The 14,929-nt window shown below is 34.6% G+C and carries 12 protein-coding genes; 8 read left to right on the forward strand and 4 right to left on the reverse strand.

The features are described 5' to 3' along the window. The first annotated feature begins 22 nt into the window (after nt 1–22). Nucleotides 23–1,966 carry a glycoside hydrolase family 97 protein gene (locus BUE22_RS20690; protein WP_073397902.1) on the forward strand — a complete coding sequence of 648 codons (1,944 nt, stop codon included), beginning with the start codon at nt 23–25 and terminating at the stop codon, nt 1,964–1,966. Between the two features lie 368 nt (nt 1,967–2,334). Here BUE22_RS20690 and BUE22_RS20695 read toward each other — a convergent pair whose 3' ends face one another. Next, on the reverse strand, nt 2,335–2,514 hold the full coding sequence (locus BUE22_RS20695; RefSeq protein ID WP_073397903.1) for a hypothetical protein: 180 nt from the start codon (nt 2,512–2,514) through the stop codon (nt 2,335–2,337). A 517-nt stretch (nt 2,515–3,031) separates the two neighbouring features. Here BUE22_RS20695 and BUE22_RS20700 point away from each other — a divergent pair. The 3 genes from BUE22_RS20700 (at nt 3,032) to BUE22_RS20710 (ending at nt 5,519) form a co-directional block, all read left to right on the forward strand. After that, nucleotides 3,032–3,823 (forward strand): polysaccharide lyase, encoded by a 792-nt coding sequence (locus tag BUE22_RS20700; RefSeq protein ID WP_073397904.1) that lies wholly within the window; start codon nt 3,032–3,034, stop codon nt 3,821–3,823. Nucleotides 3,824–3,947: 124 nt separating this feature from the next. Next, the gene (locus BUE22_RS20705) at nt 3,948–4,592 is read left to right on the forward strand and encodes a TetR/AcrR family transcriptional regulator (protein ID WP_243396765.1); all 645 of its coding nucleotides are present in this window, start codon (nt 3,948–3,950) and stop codon (nt 4,590–4,592) included. Nucleotides 4,593–4,727: 135 nt separating this feature from the next. Further along, nucleotides 4,728–5,519 carry an SDR family NAD(P)-dependent oxidoreductase gene (locus tag BUE22_RS20710; protein ID WP_073397906.1) on the forward strand — a complete coding sequence of 264 codons (792 nt, stop codon included), beginning with the start codon at nt 4,728–4,730 and terminating at the stop codon, nt 5,517–5,519. A gap of 86 nt (nt 5,520–5,605) precedes the next feature. Here the strand turns inward: BUE22_RS20710 and BUE22_RS20715 are convergent, their stop codons facing one another. Further along, complete coding sequence (locus tag BUE22_RS20715) at nt 5,606–6,508, reverse strand: DUF6268 family outer membrane beta-barrel protein (protein ID WP_073397907.1); 903 nt, start codon at nt 6,506–6,508, stop codon at nt 5,606–5,608. 149 nt (nt 6,509–6,657) lie between these two features. Between BUE22_RS20715 and BUE22_RS20720 the strand changes: the two genes are divergently transcribed. The 4 genes from BUE22_RS20720 to BUE22_RS20735 all read left to right on the forward strand — a co-directional run bounded on the left by BUE22_RS20720 (nt 6,658) and on the right by BUE22_RS20735 (nt 10,923). After that, nucleotides 6,658–7,674, forward strand: coding sequence for a sensor histidine kinase (locus BUE22_RS20720; protein ID WP_073397908.1), 1,017 nt, complete (start codon nt 6,658–6,660; stop codon nt 7,672–7,674). Further along, the gene (locus BUE22_RS20725; protein WP_073397909.1) at nt 7,674–8,366 is read left to right on the forward strand and encodes a LytR/AlgR family response regulator transcription factor; all 693 of its coding nucleotides are present in this window, start codon (nt 7,674–7,676) and stop codon (nt 8,364–8,366) included. The genes BUE22_RS20720 and BUE22_RS20725 overlap by 1 nt, the downstream gene beginning before the upstream one ends. 195 nt (nt 8,367–8,561) lie before the next feature. Beyond that, the gene (locus tag BUE22_RS20730; protein WP_042562819.1) at nt 8,562–9,176 is read left to right on the forward strand and encodes a pyridoxamine 5'-phosphate oxidase family protein; all 615 of its coding nucleotides are present in this window, start codon (nt 8,562–8,564) and stop codon (nt 9,174–9,176) included. Between the two features lie 112 nt (nt 9,177–9,288). Further along, on the forward strand, nt 9,289–10,923 hold the full coding sequence (locus BUE22_RS20735; protein WP_073397910.1) for an NADP-dependent glyceraldehyde-3-phosphate dehydrogenase: 1,635 nt from the start codon (nt 9,289–9,291) through the stop codon (nt 10,921–10,923). A gap of 105 nt (nt 10,924–11,028) precedes the next feature. Here the strand turns inward: BUE22_RS20735 and acnA are convergent, their stop codons facing one another. After that, a complete protein-coding gene (gene acnA / locus BUE22_RS20740; RefSeq protein ID WP_073397911.1) occupies nt 11,029–13,803 on the reverse strand; it encodes an aconitate hydratase AcnA in 2,775 nt (924 codons plus the stop codon). 748 nt (nt 13,804–14,551) lie between these two features. Continuing rightward, nucleotides 14,552–14,728, reverse strand: a complete 177-nt coding sequence (locus tag BUE22_RS23775) for a hypothetical protein (protein WP_159438491.1) — start codon at nt 14,726–14,728, stop codon at nt 14,552–14,554. Nucleotides 14,729–14,929 lie beyond the last annotated feature (201 nt).

Genomic DNA, 14,929 nt, shown 5'->3' on the forward strand with positions numbered 1-14,929 from the left:
AGTAATTAATTAAAAGTGCGTTATGAATTTTAAGTATTTTTTATGTTTATGTCTGTTTAGTTTTTTAAAATTAAGTGCACAATCAGTTGTAAAAAGTCCCGACGGAAAACTTAAAGTTTCGGTGTTGATCTCAAATGGAACTCCTTTGTATAGTATCACTTATAATGATAAAATATTCTTAGAAAATTCTCCACTTGGCTTAAAAACAAATGTTGGTGATTTTTCAACAGGATTAAGTTTAAAATCGGAACTTAATCAAAATAAAATTGATGAAACGTATCAATTGCCTAATATTAAACAAAGTAAGGTACATTATGAAGCAAACGAAGCCATATTCTCTTTCACAAAAGAAAACAAACCTGCGATTGATATAATTTTCAGGGTTAGCAACAACAATGTTGCTTTCAAATATAAAATACATCCACAAAAAGATATTATCTCTTGTGTAGTCGAGGAAGAAGCTTCTGGTTTTTTGCTGCCTCAGGGAACGACAACATTTCTTTGTCCGCAAAGTAAACCCATGACAGGATATGCCAGAAGTGCGCCGAGTTATGAAACAACTTATAGTTTGGATGATGTAATGGGAAAAAATGGTATGGGCGAAGGTTATACATTTCCGTGTCTTTTTAAAGTAAATAATAACGGCTGGGTTTTAATATCTGAGACAGGCGTTGACGGAAATTATTGCGGCAGCAGATTAATTGGCCGCGAAAAAGGATTGTACACGATTGGTTTTCCTATGGAAGGAGAAAATAACGGTAACGGGACAACTGCTCCGGGAATACCGCTTCCGGGCGAAACGCCTTGGAGAACGATTACCATTGGCGAAACGCTGAATCCATTAGTAGAAACCACGATTCCGTTTGATTTGGTGAAGCCAAAATATAAAGCCTCAAAAGAATATCAATATACAAAAGGTACGTGGAGCTGGATTATGAAAATGGATAACAACACCACTTTTCCGGTTCAAAAACAATACATCGATTTTAGTGCTGCTTTAGGCTATGAAACCATTTTGGTTGATGCACTTTGGGATACACAAATTGGAAAAGATAAAATTGCCGAATTAGCGGAATACGCACGTACAAAAAACGTGGGTTTGTATTTATGGTACAACTCAAATGGGTATTGGAATGATGCGCCTCAGGGACCAAGAGGAAAAATGGACAATGCAACTATTCGCCGTCAGGAAATGGCATGGATGAAAAGTATTGGTGTTAAAGGAATTAAAGTTGACTTTTTTGGCGGAGACAAGCAAGTCACCATGAAACTGTATGAAGATATCCTGACAGATGCGAATGATTTTGGCTTAATGGTTATTTTTCACGGATGTACATTACCAAGAGGCTGGGAGAGAATGTATCCAAATTATGCGGCAAGTGAGGCTGTTTTAGCGAGTGAAAATCTGCATTTTGGACAAGCAAGCTGTGACAATGAAGCCAGGAATGCCGCAACACATACTTTTATTAGAAATACAGTTGGCAGTATGGATTTTGGCGGAAGCGCTCTGAATAAATTTTATAATAGTGATAATATTCCCAATAAAGGTTCAAAACGAATGACTTCTGATGTGTTTGCTTTAGCTACAGCAGTTCTTTTTCAGAGTGGTGTTCAGCATTTTGCATTGGCACCCAATAATTTAACTGATGCTCCGGATTGGGCAATCAATTTTATGAAAGAAGTTCCAACAACCTGGGATGAAGTTCGTTTTCTGGAAGGATATCCGGGTAAATACGTTGTTTTTGCACGCCGAAAAGGAAACAAATGGTACATAGCAGGCGTAAATGCTCAAAAAGAAACAATAAAGCTTAAACTAAAACTGCCAATGATTGCTTCTGGAACAGCATTAAAATATTATTCTGATGACGAAAATCTAAATGGAAAAGTAGAAACGATTAAACTTAAAAATAACAAGGAAGTCGAGATAAAAATCCCCAATAACGGAGGAGTATTGTTATTGAATTAATTGCAGAATATATAGATCTGTTTGAAAAATAAATAATTAGTTTTCATCTTTAAGGCTTCCCGAAAAAGGAACAAAAAATAAGATTACCAAATTATATTTAAAAGATGCAAGTCACTCTTTTACTTATTGTTGAGGTTATCCAATACAATTTTCTTTGGTATATGTTCCTGTAAAAAACAGACAGGAACTTCCCAATGAAAAAATAAAAGCTTCAGTTTTAGTAATGTCCTCTATTGAATCAAAAATACCATTTATATTTTTCCCTGATAAGCATGAAATGTTTGAACAGAATTAGTATCATATTTTTAAATGATGTATTCTAAACCAATGCTTTTGTCATAATTTTATTCTAATCGAAATTCGAAGGATTAATTATCAACAGGTATCAAAACAGAATCCATAAATTTTGCTGTGATGATAGTTCCTTCCTCATCTTCCCATTGTGTAATTATATTTTCAATTAGTTCTGGCTCAAAGCCTATTACCTTCATTACAGGACCTCCAAATTCCTGTTTAACTTCTTGTCCTTTTTTAAATTTTGTATTCATAATTGTTGTATTAGATTTCTGTATTTGTTTCTTTTAGTCTGATATAAATTTGTAAAAGCTAATTGTAATTCCTTTTCACTTTTCGATGAATAGGACAATAATATTCCAATACTTATTGGTCGGTTTTCCATATCTCATAAGCTTTTTAATTGCATTATTTACTTTACAAATATCAAAATACAGCTGCTTTTTAAGTTATATCTTTTGATGCTGATCTTATAAAATTAAAGTCGTGGATATAAATAAGCGCTCAAATAAAGTAGTGTTTTTTTTATCTATAAAAATATACACAAAATTCTTAAGCTGGATTTTTGTGTACGTAAAAACGTACTTTATTACCCCTTATGAGAGCTATTATTTATCAACTTTGTGATGTTATTACTTAGCATCACGAACCTGTATGTGATTTAGAATAATCAGAAAAAATATAACTGCAATAGCAAGTTCAGCACAATTGCATGAACGATATAATTACTATCTATTAATTATTTTACTAACCCTTTAACCATTAAAAAAAATGAAAAAAATCTTAAAATTGACAAGTATGCTATTTATTACAGCATTAGTATTTAATTCCTGTGAAAAGGAAGAAAATTTAGATGTACCACAAAGTGTTAACAAAGATGTGATACAAAGTAAAAACAAAGACACGCCGGAAAGCACCAATAAAGATGCCGCCTCACTTGTTGCTGCGTTAGGCAGTGCCGGAGCCAGAACAATCACATTGAAAACAAATACACTGACATGTCCAGGTGGTTTGTGTACATCGTATGGCGTCTGGTCAGAAGGCGTTTACACCGTTTGGTTTACTATGAAATTTAATTCCGGATTTTATTGGAGCAGAGGCGGTAAATGCGGATATGGAATACTAATTGGTGACCAGAATACCGGAGGCGACCCAGGATGGGATGGCAATGGCGGTAGTGCCAGATTTATGTGGTATTGTCCGAATGGATCAAACACTTCGAAAGGAAGCGGAGCTTATCTCCAGCCTTATGTTTACTATAAAGATCAGCCCGGACAATATGGGAATGATTTTGGAAAAAAGTACTACATACAAGAAGGAGTGACGTATAACTGTCAGATATCTGTTAAGTTAAATACTGGATCAAATACTAACGGATATGTCAAATATTATGTAAATGGTACAGAAATATTGAATCAAACAATTCGTTGGGTAACTAACGATTCTAAGCGAAATGTTAATGCAGTAAGTTTCCATACCTTCCGTGGTGGTAGTCAGGAGTATTGGAAAGCCCCGGTAACAAGCTCTATTTATTATGGTAGTGCGTCTTGGGATGCTCAATAATATATATATGCTAATAAGTTAAATATTTTGCAACTAAAGGCTGTCTTTTAAAGACAGCTTTTTTTTTGTAACATTCTTTTCTTACCGATTAGACAGTACTTCGGAAGTTTATAAAAAAATAACATTGAAAAATTTTGTTTTTATAAGAAACATTCTATTTTTGTATCGATCAATACAAAATAATAAAATGAGAGGAAGACCTACAATTTTTAAAGAACAGGAGCTGCTGGAAAAGGCACAGCACATTTTCTGGGAGAAAGGGTACACGGCCACTTCACTGGAAGATTTGCTAAATGCCATGAAGATTGGAAGCGGTAGTTTTTATAACACTTTCAAAGGAGGCAAAAAGGAGTTGTTTTCCAGGGCTATTCAACAGCGCAGAGAAGCTTTTGCCGAGTTTAAGGCCATAGTTGATGCAAGCACAGCGCCACTTCAAGTGATTAAAGATTTTTACCGCTCACTGGCACATGCCGACAAACAGACTCATTTGCAGGGCTGCCTGATTGCAAATACTGTTACGGAAATGACTTTTGTTGATCAGTCACTCGAGGAAGAAGCGGTTAGAGTTTTAAAAGAAGTGGAACAGATGTATATTAATGTTATTGAAAAAGCCCAAAGGGACGGAACCATGAAAAACAAAACCAGCGCTGAGATTCTGGGACGTTATTTGATTACCTTCTGGTGCGGATTTAATGTAACGAGGCGTATGTATCCCGATAATGCAATTCTTAAAGCACAAATAGAAATGCAGCTTAGTGTATTGAGCTAAGCTGTTTTTTTTACACATTTTTGTAGTAATCAATACAAAATAAATAAAATTAGTTTATTCAAAAAATAAAGACATAAACAGCTCTTTTTTCTTTGAATTATTTTTGTAGTAATCAATACAATAATAAATATAAAAATGGATTTACAATTACAGTCAAAGACTGCTTTTATCAGCGGTTCAACTCAAGGTATCGGTTATGCTATTGCCCGACAGCTTCTTAGTGAAGGAGCCACTGTTATCATAAACGGTCGAAATCAGGCTAAAATAGAGGATGCTCTTCAAAAACTCAGGCAGGAAATACCTCAGGCAGAAGTGTCGGGTATAGCGGCTGATTTTTCAAATATAGAACAGGTCAATGCTTTAATAGATGCTTTGCCACAGGTAGATATTCTAATTAACAATGTTGGAGTTTTTGAACTAAAAGCTTTTACGGAAATTACAGATGAGCAGTGGTTATCTATTTTCGAAATTAATGTTATGAGCAGTATTAGGCTCTCAAGGGCATTATTTCCAAAAATGATGGAAAGAGGCTGGGGCAGAGTCCTGTTTATCAGTAGTGAATCCGGAGTTAATATTCCGGAAAACATGATCCATTACGGAATGACTAAAACTGCTTTGCTTTCCATTAGCAACGGCCTTTCTAAACTAACCAAAAATACTCAGGTTACTGTTAATTCAATTTTAGGAGGACCAACTTATTCCGATGGTGTTGCAGAGGCAGTGTCGCAGATTGCCCAGGCACAGCAATTGTCAGAGGAGCAAATGAAAGAACTTATTATACAAAACACCAACCAAACCTCACTATTACAGCGTTTTATTGCTCCGTCAGAAATCGCAAACATGGCAGTATATCTCTGCAGTCCTTTAGCTTCTGCAACCAACGGGGCAATTACCCGAGTAGATGGCGGTGTGCTCACCACACTTTAATAACTAATGAATTAATAATCTGTATCCAAGTAAAGCTCTTGCTGTGAGGCAGGAGCTTTTTCTGTTTATTGATATCCTTTATATTTTTAAAATTTATAATTAATCTGAGCTGCTGCATACGGTGAAAAATCAAAATAGGAACTTTCTTTATCTTTAAAAAAGCTTTTGAGGTTTCGATCCTGAAAATAGGCAAATCGTACGGCATTCACTCCAAGTGTAATAGGCAGGCTAATATTCTTATTTATTTTGATTTCAGGCCTTAATCCTGCGACAGCATACTGGTGTGTAAAAATCACATTTTTGCCGTCTTTTTTAAGCAAAGCCATCTGACCATTCATTTCTGTAATTAGATGTAAATCAAATGTCTTATTAAAATTGTATCCGGCTGATGCCTGAATTCCATTTAGCATTGAAAACTTAAAAGTATATTTTCCTTCTGAATTGTAATTTACATATAGAGCAGGAAAAAGCATTGGGTATCCAAGAGTATTTGTAAGGGCAAGTCCTGCACCAAGATCCAGTTTAGGGTTGATTTTTTTTACAAAAATAGCACCGCCATTGCCCAGAATACTATTGGCATTCACTTTAGAAATTTGGGTTTCGCTGGTGTAAATTCCCGCACCGGCAAAAGCAATAACAGACCATTTTTGACTCAATTGGCGAATGTTAACAACTGACAACTGAAGGTTGGTAATATGGGATAAAACCAAACCCTGAGTAAAATTTTTGTTGTCAAGCGAAGCATGATCGCCGGATAAATTAAGAACCCATGTTGATGCAAGGCTGTCTTTATTTATTTTTACAGCAAGAGGAATATTGGCGATTCCGCTATAAACCATAGCCGAGCCTTTACTATTGCCGACTTTTTCACCATCGTTATTTTTATAGTTTGATGTACCAAAATATTCGGTTTTAAATGATACTTGTGCTCTTGATTTTACATTCATAAGTAAAAAAAGTAATGCCGCTAAAATTAATGTTGTTTTCATGATATGGATTTGTTTCTAAAAATTTCGGGACAAAACTATATTTTTATTCAATGCTCTTTTTTGCTTTTGACAAGTGGTCGTTTTTTGTTGACCAACGGTTTTCTATTGCCGATTAGAAAAAGGTATTTTTGTAAAAAATAAAACAAACCATGTTTACTGTAAAAAAAGCAGATTACGTATTTTGGGCATTTATGTTCCTGATGACTTTATTGCAATTGTCCGATGACTTGTCATTTTTAGGCGGTGTTTTGTTTTCACTAGCCATCACATTAACATTGAGAATACATGTGCGGTATGTGATAAACAGGCTGGCAAAAAGATATTTGAATAGTGAAAGTTCCATAAAATTTATCCTATATGCTTTGTTTGCCAGTGTGATAACAGCTGTAATTTTGACATTTGAAGGTTGTTTAATTGTCGGGGCAATTCCCTCTGAGAGGCTCGTAATGCCCAACGACATGCTGTCTTTGTTTTTCGGAATGCTGATGGTAAGTATTCTGATCTCCGGTGGGAGCTATTCAATAGAGTTATTCAAGCAGAACGTGGAATCTGAAAAACTTCATCAGGAGTTGAAAAATAGTGTTTTAGAAAACGAAATTGATAACCTGCGGACGCAATTAAGCCCGCATTTTACCTTTAATATCTTAAACAATCTGCAATTTTTAATTCGAAAGGATAAAGAGGAAGCTCTCGAACTGCTTTCCAGATACAGTAAAATACTGCAGTATTATGTTTACGAATCACAAAACAAATGGATAAAGCTAGATGACGAAATTTCTTTTTTGAAGCATTATTTCGAATTAGAAAAAGACAGGTCCGGAGAAGATTTGGAGATTTCTTTTCAATGTAATATTGCAGAAAATCATTTAATGATCATTCCGTTTCTCTTATCGACTTTCATTGAAAATGCCTTTAAGCATGTTTCCGATTTTGCTGATAAAACCAATTACATACATTTACATATCTACTTGGAAAATGAAAATAACCTGTTTCTGAAAATAGAAAACACGGCCAATTCGGCATCAGACAACAAAAAAACAAAAGGTGTCGGACTAAAATATGTCAAGAAGAGACTGGATCTTTCTTATCCGGGTAATTATAGTCTGGATATTAAGAGGGAAGAAAATAAATACAGAGCAGAACTCCAAATAAATCTGAATACGTAATGACATGTATAGTAATAGATGACGAGCGAATTGCCCGCGAAGGATTGAGTGAATTCATCAAAGAATTTGATTTTTTGGAAAACAGAGGTTCGTTTTCAAATGCACATCAGGCAATGGAAAAATTAAAAAGTGAAGCCATAGACCTGATATTTCTGGATATACAAATGCCTTTTTTAAACGGATTGGAATTTGCAAAAATGATAACAGATAAGCCCTCGATGATCATTTTTACAACTGCTTACTCCGAATATGCTTTGAAAGGATACAAGGTAAATGCGGTAGATTATTTACTCAAACCTATCTTTTTTGAAGATTTTAAAGCCTCTGTTTTTAAGGCAAAAAAGATGTATGATTTAATGTTTCATCAGGAAAACACAGTTAAGCCTTTATTTTTCAAAGAAAATGGAGTTTTTTTTAAAGTAATACCCACTCAAATTTTATATGTCAAGAGTATGCAGAATTATGTCGAAATACATCTTGAAAACCACAAACGAATAATTGTGCACCATACTTTAAAGAGTATTTTGGACCAATTGCCTCAGGAGGATTTTTTACAAATTCATAAATCCTATATCGTCAACACAAAATATATTACCCACATAGATGGCAGTACTCTATATCTGAATGAAATCAGTTTGCCCATTGCCAGAAATAGAAAGGAAGCTATTTTGGGTATTTTTCTTCCGCGCTAGGGTTCATTTTTTTTATGGATGCAGGAAGATATTCTTTGGGTCATAGATATTACTGATCGTAAAAGAAAAGTTATATAAAGAAATCTATTAAATTTATATATTAATATTAAGGACATTTTTACATTCAAAATATTAGCATTGATGACCCTTAAATTAGACTTTTCACAATAGTTAGAAAACTAAAATCATCAAAACATGAACTACTCACAATTAGCGTTTACGGATGCCATAAAAAAAATACAGGAAGAAGTTGGAAGCAGAAGTACTTATGACCGTATGGAAAAAATGTCGGTTGTTGATGGACTTACAGATAACGAAATTAATTTTATTGGTGATAGGGATAGTTTTTATATGGCTAGTTTTGGTGAAAATGAATATCCATACATCCAACACCGTGGCGGGCCGGCAGGATTTATTAAGGTGATAGATAATAAAACCATTGGCATTGTAGATTTTGTAGGAAACAGACAATATATTTCGACAGGTAATATTTCTAAAAATGAAAATGTAGCTTTAATACTGCTATCATATCCACAAAGAGCAAGGCTAAAGATTTATGCACACGCAAAAATTGTTGATTTAAAAGAAAATGAAGAATTATATAATCTTTTGAAACCAGCAGATTACAAATTTAAACCAGAAAGAATGATGATTTTTGAAATTCAGGCATACGACTGGAATTGTCCACAGCATATAACACCTCGTTATACAACAGAAGAGATAGAAGAAGCTTTACTGCCACAAAGAGAATACATTAAAAACCTAGAAAATAAGATAAAAGAACTCGAATCAAAATTGTCGAATAAATAAAGTTACAATGCTTGTTTAATAATCCTGATCTTATGATTGTTAAAGAATTAAATATCTTAAATTAGTAGTACATTTTTATTGAAAAGCCTGATTACAAAATAATTTATTGAATATGGAAAATTTAAAAGTATCCCAGACTGCTATTGACAGTCTGTTTGTGGAGGAAAACTTAATTCCTCAGGAATATCAGATTTCTGAAATTCATCAGCGTGAATATTTATTAGACGGGAAGTTAGTTCCCTGGAATGGTGAAGTTACCGAAGTTTTTTCACCGGTTTTTATTCCTGGTCCCGAAGGACTTAAGCGCAAGTTAGTAGGAACAATTCCGCATACTTCTGCCAAAGAAGCTTTAGTTTCTCTGGATGCAGCAGTTGCGGCTTATGATAACGGACAAGGTGTCTGGCCAACTATGAGTGTTGAAGACAGGATTAAATGTATGCAGAAATTTGTATACCTAATGATCCAACAACGGGAGTTGGTCATTAAATTATTGATGTGGGAAATCGGAAAAAGCCTTCCGGATTCAACAAAGGAATTTGACAGAACAGTAGAATACATAAATGCTACTATTGATGCACTAAAAGATCTGGACAGACAATCATCAAGATTTGAGGAAGCAGAAGGCGTTCTGGCTCAAATTCGTAGATCTTCATTGGGAGTTGTTCTAAGTATGGGACCATTTAATTATCCTCTTAATGAAATTTTCACCACTTTGATTCCCGCTCTTATAATGGGAAATACTATTTTGTTTAAATTACCTAAACATGGAGTTTTAGCGCATTATCCTTTGCTTAATGCTTTTAAAGAAGCATTTCCTCCGGGAACTGTAAATACACTTTACGGCAGAGGAGCTGAAATCATTTCTCCGTTAATGGAAAGCGGCAAAGTAAATGTATTGGCTTTTATAGGCTCAAGTAATGTCGCAAATGGGTTAAAGAAATTACATCCAAAAGCAAACAGACTAAGATCTATTTTAAGTCTTGACGCCAAAAATGCAGCAATTGTAACCAAACACGCCGATATTGACGTGGCAGTAAGTGAATGCCTTTTAGGATCGTTATCATTTAACGGACAACGTTGTACGGCATTAAAACTAATTTTTGTACAAAAAGAAATCGCAGATGAATTTGTTGAAAAATTAAGCGATGCAGTAGCAGCTCTTAAACCGGGACTTCCATGGGAAAAAGACGTTAAAATAACACCACTTCCTGAATTTGACAAACCGGCTTATCTTAAAACTTGTTTAGATGATGCTTTGGCAAATGGAGCAAAAATCATAAATGAGAATGGCGGTTATTCTAATCATTCATTAGTTTTTCCTGCTGTTGTATATCCTGTAAATGATAAAATGAAATTGTATCATGAAGAGCAATTTGGACCCATAATTCCGGTTGTGCCTTTTGATTCTATAGACGAACCAATAGACTATCAGATTAATGCTTCGCATGGTATGCAGGTTAGTATTTTTAGCGAAGACCCAAAAGAAGTTTCAAGCCTTATTGATCCGTTTGTTAATCTGGTAAGCCGCGTTAATATTAATTGTCTTTCACAGCGCGGACCGGATGTATTTCCTTTTACAGGAAGAAAAGACAGCGCAGAAGGAACTTTATCAATATCTGATGCTTTACGATCTTTTTCAATACGTTCCCTTGTGGCGACTAAATCTACAGATGCAAATAAAAAATTATTTAATTCTATTATAAGAGATCATGATTCTAATTTTTTAAGTACAGATTATATATTTTAGAATTTAAGGACAAACTACATTATCGGTTTAAATAACAAAGGCTGCAATTTATTGCAGCCTTTGTTATTTAATTACTTATACTAATTTCAATTCGAAAATATAAATTTATTCTGCTGTTTGAAGAAATTGTCTTAAAACATATTGTAATATTCCATCGTTTCTGTAATATTCAATTTCAATTTTTGAATCCAGTCTGGCAATAACATTAAAATGGATCACTTCGCCATTTTCCTTCACAGCAGCTACTTGTAGCTCTTTTAGAGGTTTTATATCCAGTGCGATTCCGGATATAGAGAAAATTTCAGTTCCGGTAAGTCCAAGACTTGAAGCATTTTCTCCATTTTTATATTGTAAAGGCAATACTCCCATACCTACCAAATTGCTTCGGTGAATGCGTTCGTAGCTTTCAGCAAGTACAGCTTTTACACCCAATAAAAAAGTTCCTTTTGCAGCCCAGTCTCTTGATGATCCGCTGCCATATTCTTTTCCTGCAAGGATAATCAACGGAGTATTAGCGGCTTTATATTGTACTGAAGCATCATAAACACTCATTTCTTCACCTGTTGGAAGATATTTGGTATAACCGCCTTCTTTATCTGCCAAAGCATTTTTAATGCGGACATTGGCAAAGGTTCCTCTAACCATAACTTCATCATGACCACGACGGGAACCGTATGAATTGAAATCGGCTTTTTCAACATTTCTGCCTAATAAATATTTGCCGGCTGCAGATTTCTCATTAAAAGAACCCGCAGGAGAAATGTGGTCTGTAGTAATACTGTCTCCAAGAACCAGTAAAGTACGGGCATTTTCAATATCTTGTAATTCTTTTGGGAATTCAGTAAGATTTTTAAAAAATGGAGCTTCCTTAATGTAAGTAGACTGATCATCCCAGGCATATATTTTTTGCTCCGGTATTTTTAATTTTTGCCATGTTTCGTTTCCGTCAAAAATAGTTTCATAACTTTTAGCAAATTGTTTAGGAGATAAAACATCGCTTAAAACCTGATTGATTTCATCATCTGTTGGCCAGATATCTTTTAGGTAAACAGGCAGCTGATTTGGATCAAAACTTACAGGTTCATTCATTAAGTCAATATCTACTTTACCGGCAAGTGCAAAAACGACCACAAGCATGGGCGACATTAAAAAATTCATTTTAATCTGAGGATGAATTCTCGCCTCAAAATTTCGGTTACCAGATAAAACAGATGCCAAAACAAGGTCATGATCTTCAATAGCTTTGGCAATATGAGCAGGCAAAGGACCGGAATTACCAATGCAGGAAGTACATCCGTAGCCCACAACGTGAAATTTTAAAGCTTCAAGATCTCCCAATAAATCTGCTTTGGCGAGATAGTCGGTTACTACTTTTGAGCCCGGTGCAAGTGAAGTTTTTACCCACGGCTTTACACTAAGCCCTCTTTCTCTGGCTTTTTTGGCAACAAGTCCCGCACCAATCATTACATAAGGATTGGAAGTGTTGGTACATGATGTAATAGCAGCAATAGCAACTGCGCCATCAGAGAGCATAAATTGTTCATTGCCTAAAGTTACGGCAACGCTTTTTATACCATCTTCTACTTTTTCTTCAATTTTTGCATTCTCGGAAATTACGGCATCTCCCTGTATTGGCTGCGAACCTCCTTCGCCCGACCAACGAACAACTTGTTTTTGGGGAAGACTTTTTCTTCCAAAGCTTTTGTCGAGCATATCTACAAGAGAAGGCTGTAAATTCTTAAGCAAAATTTTATCCTGAGGTCTTTTTGGTCCCGCAATAGTGGGTTCTATAGTAGATAAATCAAGTTCAAGAATGTCAGTGTAGGTTATAGATTCATCGCCTGTTCTCCACAATAAATTAGCTTTACAATATTCTTCGACCAAATCAATCTGATCTTCAGAACGGTTGCTTAGGCGCATATATTCCAATGTTTTTTCATCAATAGGAAAGTAGGTAACAGTACAGCCAAATTCAGGAGACATATTACCAATAGTAGCACGATCAGGAACACTTAAACTGTCAAGTCCGGGACCAAATACTTCTACAAATTTACCGACAACACCATATTTTCGAAGTAGCTCTGCAATAGTAAGTACCATATCTGTGGCTGTTGAACCAAGCGGAATTTTCCCCGTAAGCTTAAGTCCGATAACCTCCGGCATAATAAAATAAATAGGCTGTCCTAAAATAGCTGCCTCGGCTTCGATACCTCCAACGCCCCAGGCGATTACACCTATTCCGTTTACCATTGGCGTATGACTGTCGGTTCCAACCAATGTATCCGGAAAAATTTCTCCGTTTCTTTCAATCACACCCTTAGATAAATACTCTAAATTAACCTGATGGCAAATTCCCATGCCAGGAGGAACAACACTAAAATTACTAAAGGACTGCTGGGCCCATTTTAAGAATTCATAACGTTCAGAATTACGCTTGTATTCTTCTTCCATATTACTTAAATAGGAATATTCCGTTCCAAAATAATCAACCTGTACAGAATGATCGATAACCAGGTCTACAGGAATCAATGGATTTATCATATCGGGATTTTTCCCTCTGCGCTGTGCTTCAGCCCTTAGAGAGGCAATATCTACAACAGCCGGAACTCCCGTAAAATCCTGCATAAGTACACGCGCAGGTTTAAAGGGAATATCTTTATCAGAAGCTTCTGGTTTCCAGTTCAGCAGGGTTTCGATGTTTTCTTTTGTGATGGCAAAATCATCATAATTTCGTAGTACATTTTCTAAAAGAATCCGAATAGAAAATGGCATTTTTTTAATATTAAATCCCTGATTTTCCATTTCGGCAAGACTGTAATAAGAAAAAGTCTTGTTTTTAGAAGTTAACAGCCTTTTAATTTGATAAATGTCGTTTTGCATAATTAACAGTATTTAATTTAAAATGGTGTGATACAATTGAACGTGTAGATATACAGCTATTGATCAATTACTTTTTTGGTTCATAAACTTAAGTTTTATTGCCAAAAAGTCTGCCGTATTTTTAAAGTATTGATTTTTAGTACTTTTATGTGAAGTTAGTTAAATATGTTTATGATATATCGTTATTTGATAGTGTTTTTTCGATAATTATGAAAAAAAGTTTATTTCTCAAGATGTAAATTCTCTTATAACATACTTATAGATTACAAATCAATGTAACATCATGTCTTTACCTTATTTAATGAATTTAAAAGATAGAAATATATTTTGCATTTTGTAGAGCAGGACTCCATAGGCGCTCATTAATACTAAATTGCTAGTTTTTGAAAATTTTGTGCAGGATTGTAAGTAATCACTATATCTTGATTAATGTTTTAAGGAACCAAGAAGTTTCTTCAGAATAAAACTAAAATTAGTTTATTTTTGCACTTATAAACAAATTGACATTCTTGAAAAAGTATATTATCATATTACTTTGTGGACTTCTTTTTCTGCCATCCTTTGGTAGTATGTTTGTTTATGCTTCATTTAAATTAAATCAGCAGGAAATTGCCAAAACAATCTGTGTCCAACGTAAACAGATTTTTAACTCCTGTAACGGGCGATGCGAACTGCAGAAAAGCTTAAAGAAATATTCTGATAACGAAAAACAAATGCAGGACAGCCTGAAAGAAAAAGCAGAGCTTATTTATATCTGCATTTCGTCTGACGTAAACTTTACTGTAATCCCTTTATTAGAATTACAACAAAAGGCTTTTGCTTTTCTAAATAGCAAACCTAATGGAGTTTCCTCGCTTACTTTTCGACCACCCGTCGCTATTTCATAATCTAAACTTTTTCCCATTTCATTGAGATAATTTGTCATGTGCTTTTGTATATGATAGTTGTATTGTTGTTAGTAACTAAATTAATTTTTCCGTGTTCATTTTTATTGTGAATACAGAAAGATGGAAATGGTTTTGGTGAATTCACATTCTGTAACAGATTCTTAATCAATTATAATAATATCTTAGGAGTCTTGTTCGGTATTGTGATTGCCGACAAAACTTTACAGATAAAATCTCTT

This window comes from Flavobacterium pectinovorum (assembly GCF_900142715.1).
Classification (GTDB): Bacteria; Bacteroidota; Bacteroidia; order Flavobacteriales; family Flavobacteriaceae; genus Flavobacterium; species Flavobacterium pectinovorum.

Excerpts from the sequence above, each read along its gene's own strand:
- BUE22_RS20715 (WP_073397907.1), bottom strand. The coding sequence starts at position 6,508 with ATGAAAACAACATTAATTTTAGCGGCATTACTTTTTTTACTTATGAAT.
- BUE22_RS20730 (WP_042562819.1), top strand. The coding sequence starts at position 8,562 with ATGAACTACTCACAATTAGCGTTTACGGATGCCATAAAAAAAATACAG.
- BUE22_RS20690 (WP_073397902.1), top strand. The coding sequence starts at position 23 with ATGAATTTTAAGTATTTTTTATGTTTATGTCTGTTTAGTTTTTTAAAA.
- BUE22_RS23775 (WP_159438491.1), bottom strand. The coding sequence starts at position 14,728 with ATGACAAATTATCTCAATGAAATGGGAAAAAGTTTAGATTATGAAATA.
- BUE22_RS20710 (WP_073397906.1), top strand. The coding sequence starts at position 4,728 with ATGGATTTACAATTACAGTCAAAGACTGCTTTTATCAGCGGTTCAACT.
- BUE22_RS20735 (WP_073397910.1), top strand. The coding sequence starts at position 9,289 with ATGGAAAATTTAAAAGTATCCCAGACTGCTATTGACAGTCTGTTTGTG.
- BUE22_RS20725 (WP_073397909.1), top strand. The coding sequence starts at position 7,674 with ATGACATGTATAGTAATAGATGACGAGCGAATTGCCCGCGAAGGATTG.
- BUE22_RS20700 (WP_073397904.1), top strand. The coding sequence starts at position 3,032 with ATGAAAAAAATCTTAAAATTGACAAGTATGCTATTTATTACAGCATTA.
- BUE22_RS20695 (WP_073397903.1), bottom strand. The coding sequence starts at position 2,514 with ATGAATACAAAATTTAAAAAAGGACAAGAAGTTAAACAGGAATTTGGA.
- acnA (WP_073397911.1), bottom strand. The coding sequence starts at position 13,803 with ATGCAAAACGACATTTATCAAATTAAAAGGCTGTTAACTTCTAAAAAC.
- BUE22_RS20720 (WP_073397908.1), top strand. The coding sequence starts at position 6,658 with ATGTTTACTGTAAAAAAAGCAGATTACGTATTTTGGGCATTTATGTTC.